This window comes from Methylibium petroleiphilum PM1, from assembly GCF_000015725.1.
GTDB lineage: Bacteria > Pseudomonadota > Gammaproteobacteria > Burkholderiales > Burkholderiaceae_C > Methylibium > Methylibium petroleiphilum.
Genome location: NC_008825.1, coordinates 3,533,224 through 3,546,231, shown reverse-complemented (window position 1 = coordinate 3,546,231; position 13,008 = coordinate 3,533,224). Strand labels below are relative to the sequence as shown.

Annotated in this window: 11 protein-coding genes and 1 tRNA gene; 5 read left to right on the top strand and 7 right to left on the bottom strand. The window is 71.6% G+C overall.

Annotated features, from left to right (window positions below; all coding sequences use genetic code 11):
- Positions 1 to 49 precede the first annotated feature (49 nt).
- From MPE_RS16855 to MPE_RS16835, 5 genes are read right to left on the bottom strand one after another with little or no spacing between them, the layout of a single operon-like run.
- Complete coding sequence (locus MPE_RS16855) at positions 50 to 1,528, bottom strand: pyridoxal phosphate-dependent decarboxylase family protein (RefSeq protein ID WP_011830912.1); 1,479 nt, start codon at positions 1,526 to 1,528, stop codon at positions 50 to 52.
- 6 nt (positions 1,529 to 1,534) lie between these two features.
- Positions 1,535 to 2,158, bottom strand: a complete 624-nt coding sequence (locus tag MPE_RS16850) for an LON peptidase substrate-binding domain-containing protein (protein WP_011830911.1) — start codon at positions 2,156 to 2,158, stop codon at positions 1,535 to 1,537.
- Positions 2,159 to 2,172: 14 nt separating this feature from the next.
- Positions 2,173 to 3,090 carry an RNase adapter RapZ gene (gene rapZ, locus MPE_RS16845; RefSeq protein ID WP_011830910.1) on the bottom strand — a complete coding sequence of 306 codons (918 nt, stop codon included), beginning with the start codon at positions 3,088 to 3,090 and terminating at the stop codon, positions 2,173 to 2,175.
- Complete coding sequence (gene recN, locus MPE_RS16840; RefSeq protein WP_011830909.1) at positions 3,087 to 4,808, bottom strand: DNA repair protein RecN; 1,722 nt, start codon at positions 4,806 to 4,808, stop codon at positions 3,087 to 3,089. Before recN ends, rapZ begins: the two co-directional genes overlap by 4 nt.
- Positions 4,809 to 4,837: 29 nt before the next feature.
- Complete coding sequence (locus MPE_RS16835) at positions 4,838 to 5,743, bottom strand: NAD kinase (protein ID WP_011830908.1); 906 nt, start codon at positions 5,741 to 5,743, stop codon at positions 4,838 to 4,840.
- An 86-nt stretch (positions 5,744 to 5,829) separates the two neighbouring features.
- Between MPE_RS16835 and hrcA the strand changes: the two genes are divergently transcribed.
- A complete protein-coding gene (gene hrcA, locus MPE_RS16830) occupies positions 5,830 to 6,858 on the top strand; it encodes a heat-inducible transcriptional repressor HrcA (protein ID WP_011830907.1) in 1,029 nt (342 codons plus the stop codon).
- 3 nt (positions 6,859 to 6,861) lie between these two features.
- On the opposite strand, the gene fumC is transcribed toward hrcA, so the two are convergent.
- Positions 6,862 to 8,253 carry a class II fumarate hydratase gene (gene fumC / locus MPE_RS16825; RefSeq protein WP_041929735.1) on the bottom strand — a complete coding sequence of 464 codons (1,392 nt, stop codon included), beginning with the start codon at positions 8,251 to 8,253 and terminating at the stop codon, positions 6,862 to 6,864.
- 138 nt (positions 8,254 to 8,391) lie between these two features.
- Between fumC and MPE_RS16820 the strand changes: the two genes are divergently transcribed.
- The 3 genes from MPE_RS16820 (at position 8,392) to MPE_RS16810 (ending at position 10,264) form a co-directional block, all read left to right on the top strand.
- Positions 8,392 to 8,468: transfer RNA gene (locus MPE_RS16820), tRNA-Ile, on the top strand.
- A 152-nt stretch (positions 8,469 to 8,620) separates the two neighbouring features.
- Positions 8,621 to 8,905 (top strand): helix-turn-helix transcriptional regulator, encoded by a 285-nt coding sequence (locus MPE_RS16815; protein WP_011830905.1) that lies wholly within the window; start codon positions 8,621 to 8,623, stop codon positions 8,903 to 8,905.
- 6 nt (positions 8,906 to 8,911) lie between these two features.
- Positions 8,912 to 10,264 carry a type II toxin-antitoxin system HipA family toxin gene (locus MPE_RS16810; RefSeq protein ID WP_011830904.1) on the top strand — a complete coding sequence of 451 codons (1,353 nt, stop codon included), beginning with the start codon at positions 8,912 to 8,914 and terminating at the stop codon, positions 10,262 to 10,264.
- 7 nt (positions 10,265 to 10,271) lie between these two features.
- On the opposite strand, the gene MPE_RS22870 is transcribed toward MPE_RS16810, so the two are convergent.
- The gene (locus tag MPE_RS22870; RefSeq protein ID WP_011830903.1) at positions 10,272 to 12,326 is read right to left on the bottom strand and encodes a putative bifunctional diguanylate cyclase/phosphodiesterase; all 2,055 of its coding nucleotides are present in this window, start codon (positions 12,324 to 12,326) and stop codon (positions 10,272 to 10,274) included.
- A 207-nt stretch (positions 12,327 to 12,533) separates the two neighbouring features.
- Between MPE_RS22870 and MPE_RS16800 the strand changes: the two genes are divergently transcribed.
- A complete protein-coding gene (locus tag MPE_RS16800) occupies positions 12,534 to 12,956 on the top strand; it encodes an aldehyde dehydrogenase family protein (protein WP_011830902.1) in 423 nt (140 codons plus the stop codon).
- The last annotated feature ends 52 nt before the right edge of the window (positions 12,957 to 13,008 follow it).

The following is a 13,008-nucleotide window of genomic DNA, read 5'->3' as shown; positions in this document are numbered from 1 at the left end:
GGCGCGAGGTGGCGCAAGCTCCGTGCCGGGCAGCCGTGCCCGCGCGAGCTCAGGCGCCAGCGCTCAGCGCGTCGCCGAGCTCCAGCACCAGCGCGGGGAGCGCATCCACCTCGGCCGCCCCGGTGCCGAAGTTGACGATGCAGGCCCGCAACCAGAAGCGGCCGTCCACCACGGCCGGGCCGAGCCAGGCGCGGCCATCGTGCTGCAGGCGCTCCAGCAGGCGGCGGTTCAGCGCGTCGAGCGCGGCCTCGTCGTGGGCTTCACGGGGGTCGGGCCGGTAGCGCAGCGTCGCGATGCTCAGGCCGCCCGGGCCCGCCTCGAGCCGTGGCGTGGCCTGCACGCGCTCGCGCAGCCGCCGGGCCAGCGCGATGTCGTCGCCGATCATCTGCCGGTAGCCTTCGCGGCCGGCCATCCGCAGCGCGAGCCAGACCTTCAGCGCGCGGAAGCCGCGCGTGTTCTGCGGTCCGAGCTCGTGGAAGTTCACGCCCTCGTCGTCGCGCGGTGCGCCGTAGTAGGGCGGGCGCTGGCTGAAGGCGTCGAGCAGGTGGCGCGGGTCGCGCACCAGCACGCAGCCGGCCTCGATCGGCGCGTAGAGCCACTTGTGCGGGTCGAGCGCCAGCGAGTCGGCCTCGCGCAGGCCCGGCAGGTCGGCCGGTGCGGCGTCGCCCAGGCAGGCCGCCGGCGCGCCATAGGCCCCGTCGACGTGGAACCACAGGCCGTGCCGGCGGCACAGCGCGGCCATGGCCGGCAGCGGATCGATCGCGCCGGTGCTCACCGTGCCGGCCGTGCCCACCGCCATCAGCGGCTGCACGCCGGCGGCGAGATCGGCCTCGATGCTCGCGGCCAGCGCGCCCACGTCGAGGCGTTGCTCGGCATCGGTCGGGATCCGGCGCACCGCCTGCAGCCCGAGGCCGGCGATGTCGACCGCCTTGTGCAGCCAGGCGTGCGTCTGTGTCGACGCGTAGACCGCCAGCGGCGCCACCGCCCGCAGTCCCTGTTCGCGCACCGCCGGGCGCACCGCGCGCCGCGCGGCCAGCAGCGCCACCAGGTTGGCCAGCGTGCCGCCGCTCGTCAGCAGGCCGCCGCAACCGGCCGGGTAGCCCACCAGCTCGGCCAGCCAGCGCACGGTCTGGGCCTCGATCTCGCTCGCCAGCGGCGCGGCGTGCCAGAGCGCGACGTTGGCGTTCAGCGCCGCCGCCAGCAGCTCGGCCAGCACGCCGATCGGTGCCGGCGACGCCGAGATGTAGCCGTGAAAGCGCGGGTGGCCGCTGCGCAGCGAGTGCTCGAACAGCAGCGTCGCCGCGCCGTCGAGCAGCGCGGCCGGGTCGGTGCCCGCGCGGGGCAGCGGGCCGTCGCCGACCAGCGCGCGCACCTCGGCCGGGGTCTCGCCGTGGCTCACCGGGCGCTGCGGCAGCGCGGCCATCATGTCGGCGATGCGATCGACCAGCGCGTGGCCGAGCGCGCGGAACTGCGCCGGCGCCATGGCCAGTGCCGCCTCGCGTGCCGGCGACTCGGGCTCGGTCGGCATGGCGCCCTAGCCGACCACGCCCTTGCTGCGCAGGAACTCGTCGACCAGCTTCAGCCGCACCAGCGGGTCGGGCAGTTCCATCAGTTTCTGCTTGGCGGCCACCGAGATCGGCAGGATCTCGCACCAGCGGTTGGCGATCCAGCCGGCGTCCTCGAAGCGGTAAGGCTCGAGGAAGGGGGCGTTGCCCTGCTGCTTGAGGGTGGCGATCGCGTTCGCGAGGCCCTGGGCCGAACCGACCAGTTCCTCGGTCGGCAGCACGGTCTCGTCGTCGGGCAGCAGCCGGGCCTGGGCGACCCACAGGTGGTTGGCCTGCTGCGAGGTGCCGGCCGTCTCGAAGCGCCGGGTTCCGCGGCAGCGCACCTGCAGGATGCCGGACTGCGGGCTGTCCACGTCGATCAGCTCGGCCAGGCAGCCGATCGACTCCAGCGCCACGTCGCCGGGCGCGCCGTTGCCGCGCACCTCGCTGCCCTTCTTCAGCGCCACCACGCCGAAGGGCTTGCGTTCGCGCAGGCACTCGCCCACCAGGTCGAGGTAGCGCGCCTCGAACACCTTCAGGCCCAGCAGGCCATCGGGGAACAGCACCGACTGCAGCGGGAACAGCGGCAGTTCGAAGGAGGGCGTATCCGTCATCGGCGACCGGCTTCTCAGAGCGCGTCGAGCTCGCGGTGGCGCACCAGCGTCGCACCGCGGTCGCGGAAGCGCCGGGCGAGCTGCTCGACGAAGTAGACCGAGCGGTGCTGGCCGCCGGTGCAGCCGATCGCGACGGTGAGGTAGGCGCGCTGGTCCTGCTCGAACGCCGGCAGCCAGCGCACCAGGAAGGCTTCGATCTGCCCCAGCATCTCGCCCACCTCGGGCTGCTGCTGCAGGTAGTCGGCGACCGGCGCGTCGCGACCGGTCAGCGGGCGCAGCTCGTCGATGTAGTGCGGATTGGGCAGCACGCGCACGTCGTACACCAGGTCGGCATCGAGCGGCACACCGTGCTTGAAGGCGAAGGACTCGAACACCAGCGTCAGTGCGCCGGCCGGTGCCTGCACCAGCTGCCGCACCCAGGCGCGCAGCTGGGCGGCGCGCAGCTGGCTGGTGTCGAGGACGGTGGAGGCCTCGCGCAGGTCGGCGAGCAGCTCGCGTTCGAGCTCGATCGCGTCGGTCAGTGCACGGTGCTGGTCGAGCGCCTCGCCGGGGGCGCCGGTGCTCAGCGGGTGGCGGCGCCGCGTCTCGGAGAAGCGCCGCACCAGCGCATGCGTGCTGGCGTCGAGGAAGATCGCGCGCACCTTCACGCCCTCGCTGCCCAGCTGCGACAGGCTCGGCAGCAGCGCCGGCAGCGAACGGGCGCTGCGCACGTCGACCGCCACCGCGATGCGGCGCATCGCGCCGTCGGTGCGGGCCTGCTCCAGGCGCAGGAACTGCGGCAGCAGCTCGGGCGGCAGGTTGTCGACGCAGTAGAAGCCGGCGTCCTCCAGCGCATGCAGCGCCACCGACTTGCCCGAGCCGGAGATGCCGGTGACCAGCACCACCTCGCGCGGTGCGTCGGGCAGGGCCGGCGCCACGGTGTCCTGGCTCATGCCCGCTGCCGCTTGCGTCCACCACCACTGGCCGCGGCCGGAGGCGCCGGCGGGGCCGATGTCGCGGCCGCCAGCAGCGCCTGCGCATGGGCCAGGCTGGTGCCGCCGGCCGCGCCGCCGCCCAGCATGCGGGCGATCTCCTGCACCCGCGCCTCGCCGGTGACCGGGTCGACCTGGCTGCGCGTGCTGCCGCCCTGCGCGGCCTTGCTGACCACGCAGTGGTGGTCGGCGCAGGCGGCCACCTGCGGCAGGTGGGTCACGCACAGCACCTGCCGGTCGCGGCCCAGGCGGCGCATCAACTGCCCCACGGCGTCGGCCACGCTGCCGCCGACGCCGGCGTCGATCTCGTCGAAGATCAGCGTGCCGGTCTCGCCGAGCTCGCTGGTGGTGACCGCGATCGCCAGCGCGATGCGCGACAGCTCGCCGCCCGAGGCCACCTTGGCCAGCGCGCGCGGCGTGCTGCCGGCGTGCCCCGCCACGCGAAACTCTGCCGCCTCGCGGCCGTGCCGCTGCGGCTCGGCCAACGGCTCCAGCGCCACCTCGAAGCGCCCGCCGGCCATGCCGAGCTGCTGCATCGCCGCCGTCACCGACGCGGCGAGCCGCGGTGCCGCGGCCTTGCGTTGCGAGCTGACGGCCTGCGCCGCGGTGTCGTAGGCCTGGCGCGTGGTCTGCACCCGGGCCTCCAGCGCGTCGAGGTCGGTCGCGGCGTCGAGCCGGGTGAGCTCGTCGCGCCAGGCGGCCCGCAGTGCCGGCAATTCCTCGGCCGGCCGGCGGAAGCGCCGCGCGAGGCCCATCCACGCCGCCAGCCGCTCGTCGAGCGCCTGCAGGCGCTCCGGGTCCAGCTCGCCGTGGCGCAGCGTGGCGTGCAGCGTGTGGGCGGCGTCCTGCAGCTGGGCCTGCGCGCTCTTCAGCACCTCGAAGGGATCGCGCAGCGCCGGGTCGTGGTCGAGCACACCTTCGAGCGCACCGATCGCCTGGGCGCTGCGCGCGTCGGCCGAGTCGTCGTCCTCGCTGATCGCGGCCAGCGCCGCCTGCACCGCGTCGATGATGGCCTGCGCGTGGCTCAGGCGGTGGTGCTCGGCGTTGAGCTCCGGCCATTCGTCGGCGCCGGGGGCCAGCTTGTCGAGCTCGGCGATCTGCCATTGCAGCCGCTCGCGCTCGCGTTCCAGGTCGGCCTGGCGGCTGCGCGCGTCGGCGAGCTGTTCGCTTGCGCTGCGCCACGCGCTCCAGGCGGCGGCCAGCGGCGCGGTGTCGAGGCCGGCATAGCCGTCGAGCAGGCCGCGCACCGCGTCGGGCCGCGTCAGGCTCTGCCAGGCGTGCTGCCCGTGGATGTCGACCAGGTGCTCGCCCGCCTCGCGCAGCTGGCCGATGGTGGCCGGGCTGCCGTTGATCCACGCACGGCTCTTGCCCTGGGCGTCGAGCGTGCGGCGCAGCAGCAGGGGGTCGTCGCCACCGTCCTCTTCATCGGCGAAGCCGGCATCGGCCAGCCAGGGCCGCAGCGAGGCCGGCGTGTCGAACTCGGCGCTGATCTCGGCGCGCGTCGCGCCCTCGCGCACCACGCCGGCGTCGCCGCGGTGGCCGAGCGCGAGCTGCAGCGCATCGACCAGGATGGACTTGCCGGCACCGGTCTCGCCGGTGAGCGCGGTGAACCCGGCCTGCAGGTCGAGCTCGAGCGCGGGCACGATGACGAAGTCGCGCAGGGCGATGCGCTTCAGCATGGGGTCTTCCTCAGCGTGCCGCCCACGGCTCAGGAGTGCGCGCCGTCGGGCAGCACACCTTCGTTCCAGTGCAGCTTGCGGCGCAGCGTGGCATAGAAGTTCCAGCCGCGCGGGTGCAGCACGCGCACGCGGTGCTCGCTGCGGCGCACGCAGATGCGGTCGCCGTGCAGCAGGCTGGCGAGGCTCTGGTGGTCGAAGTTCACGCTGGCATCGCGGCCGGCGACGATCTCGATGCGCACCTCGCTGTCGTCGGGCAGCACGATGGGGCGATTGGACAGCGCATGCGGCGCGATCGGCACCATCAGCCAGCCCGAGATGCCCGGGTGCAGGATCGGCCCGCCGGCCGACAGCGCGTAGGCGGTCGAGCCGGTGGGCGACGAGATGATCAGCCCGTCGGCGCGGAAATTGGCCACGAACTGGTCCTGCACATCGACCCGCAGCTCCACCATGCCGGCGCTGGCGCCGCGGCTCACCACCACGTCGTTGACGGCGAAGGTCTCGTAGATCACGTCGAACTCGTCGCCCGAGGGCCGCTTGACGCAGCCTTCCAGCATGGTGCGGTGCTCTTCCTCGTAGTCGCCGGCGATCATGGGTGCGATGGTCTCGCGGAACTCTGCCATCGGGATGTCGGTCATGAAGCCGAGCCGGCCCTGGTTGATGCCGATCAGCGGCACGCCGTAGCGCGCCAGTTGCCGCGCGGTGCCGAGCATGGTGCCGTCGCCGCCGACCACGACCGCCAGGTCGCAGTGCTTGCCGATCTGGGCGGCGTCGAGCGCGCCGTAGTCGGGCAGGCCGACGGCCATGGCGGTGGTGGTGTCGAGCGAGACCTCGAGCCCCTGGTTCGTGAGGAACTCGGCCACGCTGGCAAGCACCTGGCGACTGCCCGGCGCCTGGTATTTGCCGACGAGGGCAGCGTGACGGAAACGGCTCGCCATGGTGAGAGAAATTACACCACAGCCATTCGACGCGGCGCGCACCTCGCCACATGCCCGCAAAACCGCGCCCTACAATGATTTCCACCATGCTCGACGAACGTGCCAAGACCCTGTTGAAGACGCTGGTCGAGCGCTATATCGCCGATGGTCAGCCGGTCGGGTCGCGCACGCTGTCGCGGGCGTCCGGGCTGGAGCTGAGCCCGGCCACCATCCGCAACGTGATGGCCGACCTGGAGGAGCTGGGCCTGATCGCCAGCCCGCACACCAGCGCCGGGCGCATCCCCACGGCGCGCGGCTACCGGCTGTTCGTCGACACCATGCTCACCGCGCGGCCGCTCGACATGGCGCGCAGCGAGCCGGGCCTGGCCGCTGCGCAAGAACAGCTGCAGCCTGACCAGCCGCAGCGCGTGATCACCCATGCGGCCCAGGTGCTGTCCAACCTGTCGCAGTTCGTCGGCGTGGTCACCGCGCCGCGCAAGGCCGGCGTGTTCCACCACATCGAGTTCATGCGCCTGGGCGAGCGGCGCGTGCTGGTGATCCTGGTCTCGCCCGACGGCGACGTGCAGAACCGCGTGATCTTCACCGCGCGCGACCACAGCCCGGCCGAGCTGGTGGAGGCCAGTAACTTCATCAACGCCCACTACAGCGGCCTCAGCATCGAGGCGGTGCGCGAGCGGCTCAAGACCGAGATCGACGCGCTGCGCGGCGAGATCGCCCTGCTGATGCAGGCCGCGGTGCAGTTCGGCAGCGAAGCCGCCGACGGCGAGAACGAGCAGGTGGTGGTCTCGGGCGAGCGCAACCTGCTGACGATGCAGGACTTCTCCAGCGACATGGGCTCGCTGCGCAAGCTGTTCGACCTGTTCGAGCAGAAGACCCAGCTGATGCGCCTGCTCGACGTGAGCAGCCGCGCCGAGGGCGTGCGCATCTACATCGGCGGCGAGAGCCAGATCGTGCCGTTCGAGGAGCTGTCGGTGGTGTCGGCGCCGTACGAGGTGGACGGCAAGATCGTCGGCACGCTGGGCGTCATCGGCCCCACGCGCATGGCGTACGACCGCATGATCCAGATCGTCGACATCACCTCGCGGCTGGTGACGCAGGCGCTGAGCCAGAAGTAGCGCTCAACCCGGCCCGATCATCCGCTCCGGCCGCACCCACGCATCGAACTGCTCGCCCGTCAGGTGCCCCGAGGCCACGGCCGCCTCGCGCAGCGTCAGCCCCTCGGCGTGCGCCTTCTTCGCGATCTGCGCGGCCTTGTCGTAGCCGATGTGCGGGTTCAACGCCGTCACCAGCATCAATGAGCGTTGCAGCAGTTCGGCGATGCGGCCACGGTCCGGCTCGATGCCCCGCGCGCAATGCGCATCGAAGCTGCGCGCGCCGTCGGCCAGCAGCCGGAGGCTCTGCAGCACGTTGTGGATGATCACCGGCTTGTAGACGTTGAGCTCGAAGTTGCCCGACGCGCCGGCGACGTTCACCGCCACGTCGTTGCCCAGCACCTGGCAGCACGCCATCGTCAAAGCCTCGCACTGCGTGGGGTTCACCTTGCCGGGCATGATGGAACTGCCCGGCTCGTTCTCCGGAATGCGCAGCTCGCCCAGCCCCGAGCGCGGGCCCGAGGCCAGCCAGCGCACGTCGTTGGCGATCTTCATCAGCGACGCCGCCAGCGTCTTCAGCGCGCCGTGCGCATGCACCAGCGCGTCGTGCGCCGCCAGCGCCTCGAACTTGTTCGGCGCCGACACGAAGTCGGTCCCCGCGGCCTGCGACAGCGCCTGCGCCACCCGCGTGCCGAACTCCGGGTGCGCATTGAGCCCGGTGCCCACCGCGGTGCCGCCCAGCGCCAGCTCGCGCAGGTGCGGCAGCGCGGCGCGCAGGTGGCCGATGCCGTGCGCCAGCTGCGCCACCCAGCCCGACATCTCCTGCCCCAGGCTCAGCGGCGTGGCGTCCTGCAGGTGGGTGCGGCCGATCTTCACCAGCTCGGCGTAGGCGCGTGCCTTGCCGGCCAGCGTATCGTGCAGCGTGGCCAGCGCCGGCAGCAGCGCGTCCTCGATCGCGCGGACCGCGGCCACGTTCATCGCGGTGGGAAACACGTCGTTCGACGACTGCCCGCGGTTCACCTCGTCGTTCGGATGCACCAGCCGCTGCTCGCCCACCGGCCCGCCCAGCAGCTGCGAGGCGCGGTTGGCCAGCACCTCGTTCATGTTCATGTTGCTCTGCGTGCCCGAACCGGTCTGCCACAGCGACAGCGGAAACTCGTCGGCATGCTGTCCGGCGATCACCTCGTCGGCGGCGGCGATGATGGCCTCGGCCTTGCGCGCGTCGAGCACGCCCAGGTCGCGGTTCACCTGGGCGGCGCAGCGCTTCACCAGCGCCAGCGCCAGCAGCAGCTCCGGCGGCATGCGCTCGGTGGAGATGTCGAAGTGGTGCAGCGAGCGCTGCGTCTGCGCCCCCCACAGCCGGTCGCCGGGCACGGCGATGTCGCCGAAGCTGTCGCGTTCAATGCGCGCTGGTGTCATCGTCGTGGGTGTCGTCATGGCGTGCCTCCCGATCGCAGGGCCAGAGCCATGGTAGCGATGCCTACAATCCGCGCTGGTGCCGGGTCGATCGCCTTCCTGGAAGCAAGCGCTTCGCGGAACGCCATGGTCCCGAGCAAGGGGCCGTTAGCTCAGTTGGTTAGAGCAGAGGACTCATAATCCTTTGGTCGTTGGTTCAAGTCCAACACGGCCTACCAGCAAACACCAAGCGATCTGCGCGCGGTCCCCGGGCGGCGTCATCGTTGGCCGAGATCAGCCTTCGAGCTGTATTCTCTAAATACAGCGTAACTTGAGTAAATCAAGATTACAGCCTATAGTGCGTTTAACGACGCTACCAACGAGCGGCTGTATGGACGAGTTCCCGGTGCGCACGGCAGACCAGCTTCCCGGCCTGCTGCAGAGCTTTCGCAAGGCGGCCGGCCTGACGCAGGCAGACCTTGCCGCACGGCTCGGGGTCACGCAGCAGACGCTGTCTGCGCTCGAGCGCAATGCAGGCACCGTCAGCGCGGCCCGGCTGATGAAGCTGCTCAGCATCCTCGATGTCGAGCTCGTGCTGAGGCAACAGCGGTCTTCGGGAGCTGCTTCACCCAAGGCGGGCGGCGTACCCGGCGGGTCCGAAAAGGCGCAGTGGTAGCTGCCGATGGGAAGGCGATCGCACACGCGCACGCTCGCTTTGTGGATGAACGGCGAGCGGGTGGGGGCCTGGAGCACCTCGCCCGCCGGAGACGAGTTGCGCTACGACGCGGGCTGGTTGCGCTCGCCGCAGGTGAGGCCGCTGTCCCTGTCATTGCCCTTCAGGCCGGGCAATCCGCCGCACAAGGGCAACGCCGTCCGCGACTACTTCGAGAACCTGCTGCCGGACAGCCGACCGATCCGTGAACGTCTGGCACGCCGGTTCAAGACAGCGACCACAGACGCCTTCGACCTGCTGACCGAGATCGGCCGCGATTGCGTCGGTGCGCTGCAGATCCTGCCCGACGGGCAGGACCCCGGCGATGTGAAGACCGTCCAGGCCCGGCCGCTCGACGAGGCGGGTGTGGCGCGGGCGCTGAACGCCGCGCTCACGCCCAGCGGCTTCGACCAACGAACCGCGGACGCGGACGAGTTCCGCATCTCGATCGCCGGTGCACAGGAGAAGACGGCGCTGCTGTGGCACGAGGGTCGGTGGTGGCGTCCGATGGGACCGACACCCACCACCCACATCCTGAAGTTGCCGCTGGGCCTGGTGGGGAACATGAAGCTCGACCTGCGCGACTCGGTGGAGAACGAATGGCTGTGCGCCCAGGTGCTGGAGGCCTACGGCCTGCCCGTCGCGCGCTGCCACCCGCTGGCGTTCGAGGGCCAGCGCGTCCTCGGCGTCGAGCGTTTCGACCGGATGTGGGCAGACGATGGCGCCTGGATCATTCGCCTGCCGCAGGAAGACATGTGCCAGGCCACCGGCACGCCGGCACACGCCAAATACGAGGCCGACGGCGGCCCGGGCATCGACGGCATTCTGGAGGTGCTGAACGCCTCGCGTCGTCGCGTTCAGGACCGTGAGAACTTCTTCCGGGCCCAGCTGATGTTCTGGCTGATGTGCGCGCCGGACGGGCATGCCAAGAACTTCAGCATCGCGCTGCACGCGGGCGGTGCCTTCTCGATGACGCCGCTCTACGACGTGGTGTCCGCCTATCCCGTGCTGGGCAACGGCCTCAACCGGATTTCTCCGCATCGCGTCAAGCTGGCGATGGCGCTGCGGTGCACCAACGCGCACTGGCGCATGCGCGACATCCTGCGCCGGCATTGGGAGGCGGTCGGGCGGCGGAGCGGGATCGTGTCCGCGTCGGGGCAGGGCGTGGACGGGTTGATCCAGGACATCATCGACAGGACCCCCGTCGCCCTGGACGCAGTGGCCGCGAAGCTGCCGCCGGGCTTTCCGGCCTACGTCGCCGATTCGATCCTGGGCGGCATCCGGGCCGCCGTGGGCCGGCTCGAAGCGGCGAAGGCCTCGTGAAGGCCCCTCACGCCGCCGTCGCCCGCGGCCCCTCACCCAGCCCCGGCAGCTCGCCAGCCGGGACCGGTCGCCCGAACAGGTAGCCCTGGCCGAGGGCGCAGCCCATGCGCAGCAGGCGCGTGGCGTCGGCTTCGGTCTCGATGCCTTCGGCGACGGCCGGCACGCCGAGGCTGCGCGACAGGCCGATGATGGCGTCCACCACCTTGGCGCTTTGCGGACGCTCGCGCAGCGTGTGCACGAACGAGCGGTCGATCTTGATCTTGTCGAAGTCCAGCTCCGCCAGGTAGGCGAGGCTGGAGTGGCCGGTGCCGAAGTCGTCGAGCGTGACGGTGAAGCCCGCCAGCTTCAGGTCGCGCATCACGCGCCGTGCCGCGGAGGTGTCGCGCACCAGCGCGGTCTCGGTCAGTTCCACGTCCAGCCGGGCCGGAGGCACGCCGTGCTCGGCCAGCAGGGCCAGCAGCTGCGGCACCAGCGTCTCGTCCTGGATCTGCTGCGGCGCCACGTTCACCGACACGCGCCAGTGCGCCGGCAGGGCCGGCAGCTCGGCGAAGGCATTGCGTAGCACCGACAGCATCAGCGCGCCGATCAGACCCGCGTCTTCGGCCAGCGCGATGAACTGCGCCGGCGGCAGCAGCCCGCGCTGCGGGTGCTGCCAGCGTGCCAGCAGTTCCACCGACTGCACGCGCTGGCTGTTCAGTTCGACGATGGGCTGGAAGTACGCCACGAACTCGCCGCGGGTGAGGCCGTCCCGCATGGCCTGTTCCAGCGCGGCGCGCTCGGCCACCAGCTCGTCGAGGCCCACGTTGTAGAAGCTCAGCCCGCCGCGGCTCTCGGCCTTGGCGCGGTAGAGCGCCGAGTCGGCCTTGCGCAGCAGTTCGTCGGCGTCGCGCCCATCGTCCGGAAAGCGGGCGATGCCCACGGTCGCGCCGATGGTCACGCTGAGCGGCCCGATCTGCATCGGCTCGCTCATCGCGCGCACCACGCGTTCGGCCAAGTGGTGCGCCGCCGAGGGCTGAACGTCGTCGTCGACCAGCACCACGAACTCGTCGCCGCCGTAGCGCGCGCAGGTCTCGCCGCCGCGCAGGATGTGGCACAGGCGCCGTGCCACTTCCTTCAGCACCCGGTCGCCCACCAGGTGGCCGTGGCGGTCGTTGATCGGCTTGAAGCGGTCCAGGTCGATCATCAGCACCGCGAGGTGGGTGCCGGCCCGTTCGGCGCGCGCCATGGCGGCGGCCATCTCGTCGTGCAGTGCCGCGCGGTTGGGCAGGCCGGTGAGCAGGTCGCTGGCGGCCAGGTGCTTCACGCGCTGCTCGGCATGCAGGAAGCGCGTGCGCGAGCCGGCCAGGCGGCGCCAGAGAAAGGCCCCGAGCAGCCCGCCGCACACCAGCAGCCCGGCCCCGAACAATGCATTGCGGCGGCGCAGCGCGTTGATCTCGGCGCCGGCGGCGGCCACGGTGGCCTCGCTGAAGTCGGCAATCGCCTGCTGCAGCAGCGCGGATTGCTCGCGGTAGCGGTTGCCCTCGAAGATCTTGCGCGCGACGTCGGCCGCGCCCACGGTCACCGCCTCGAAGGCCGATTCGCGCATGTCTTCCAGTTCGGCCGTCGCGCTGAGCGTCTCGCTGTCGAAGCGCTCGATGGCGTGCGCCGGCGCCAGGCTGCGGGCCTCGGCCTGCAGGCGCTCGAACTCGAGTCGCTGGCTGTCGAAGCGCTCCACCCAGCGCGGCTGGCCGGTGATCACGGCCATCTGGGCCGCCGTGGTCCGCTCCAGGTCCACCAGGCGCATCGCCCCGGCCACCCGCAGGGCTTCGGCGTGGCGGCGCGCGGCGGCCTGCTCGGCGGTGCTGGACAGCCAGCGCTCGCCGACCAGCATGGCAAGCAGGACCGCCGCACCCACCAGCACCAGGCCCAGGGCGCGGCGGGCCTCGCCCATCGCCTGCCCGACGATCGACGCCGTGGGCAGCAGGTTGCCCGGCGCATCGGCCGCCTCGGCGGGCGCCCGCATGTCGCGGCCGTCCGCGGCCGGGGCGTTGGCGGCGTCTAGGAAATGGCGGCGGCGGGGCATGGGCGTGGCAAGAACAGGTAACAGGGAACCGAGACCGGAACGGTCTTGCCGTCAACTTCGGCCGAATGTAGCCCGGCTTGAACGCCACCGGGCCTGCCCGGGCGTGGAGTACCCAATACCGGTGCGGTATGAGTCACGCGGCGCAAAGGTATTGGACGCCTCGACGCGGCGATTTCTAAACTGGCTGCAACGTCATCGAGGAACGCCGTGCGGACGCTGCAGCATTTCATCAACGGCGAGTTCACCTCGTCTTCCCAGGGCAAGACCTTCCACAAGCGCTCGCCGGTGGACGACCGCGTGATCGCACGCGTAGCCGAGGCCGGCGAGGCGGAGGTGGACGCCGCGGTGATGGCGGCGCGGCGCGCGCTGCACGGCGACTGGGCGCGGCTCGGCACCGACAAGCGGGTGGCCATGCTGCACGCGGTGGCCGACGAGATCACGCGCCGCTTCGACGACTTCGTCGAGGCCGAGGAGGCCGACACCGGGCAGCCGCACCATGTGATCGCGCACGCTTTCGTGCCGCGCGGCGCGGCCAACTTCAAGATCTTCGCCGACGTGGTGAAGAACGCGCCGGCCGAATCCTTCCAGATGGAAACGCCCGACGGCCGCGGCGCGCTGAGGAAGCGCTGATCAACCCGCTTCGTGACCGCGACTCGGCCGACAGCGGGCGTTGATGGCGACT

Bases quoted from the DNA above. Each gene is read 5' to 3' on its own strand.
- MPE_RS16855 (WP_011830912.1), bottom strand. From the start codon at position 1,528: ATGCCGACCGAGCCCGAGTCGCCGGCACGCGAGGCGGCACTGGCCATG.
- MPE_RS16850 (WP_011830911.1), bottom strand. From the start codon at position 2,158: ATGACGGATACGCCCTCCTTCGAACTGCCGCTGTTCCCGCTGCAGTCG.
- rapZ (WP_011830910.1), bottom strand. From the start codon at position 3,090: ATGAGCCAGGACACCGTGGCGCCGGCCCTGCCCGACGCACCGCGCGAG.
- recN (WP_011830909.1), bottom strand. From the start codon at position 4,808: ATGCTGAAGCGCATCGCCCTGCGCGACTTCGTCATCGTGCCCGCGCTC.
- MPE_RS16835 (WP_011830908.1), bottom strand. From the start codon at position 5,743: ATGGCGAGCCGTTTCCGTCACGCTGCCCTCGTCGGCAAATACCAGGCG.
- hrcA (WP_011830907.1), top strand. From the start codon at position 5,830: ATGCTCGACGAACGTGCCAAGACCCTGTTGAAGACGCTGGTCGAGCGC.
- fumC (WP_041929735.1), bottom strand. From the start codon at position 8,253: ATGACACCAGCGCGCATTGAACGCGACAGCTTCGGCGACATCGCCGTG.
- MPE_RS16815 (WP_011830905.1), top strand. From the start codon at position 8,621: ATGGACGAGTTCCCGGTGCGCACGGCAGACCAGCTTCCCGGCCTGCTG.
- MPE_RS16810 (WP_011830904.1), top strand. From the start codon at position 8,912: ATGGGAAGGCGATCGCACACGCGCACGCTCGCTTTGTGGATGAACGGC.
- MPE_RS22870 (WP_011830903.1), bottom strand. From the start codon at position 12,326: ATGCCCCGCCGCCGCCATTTCCTAGACGCCGCCAACGCCCCGGCCGCG.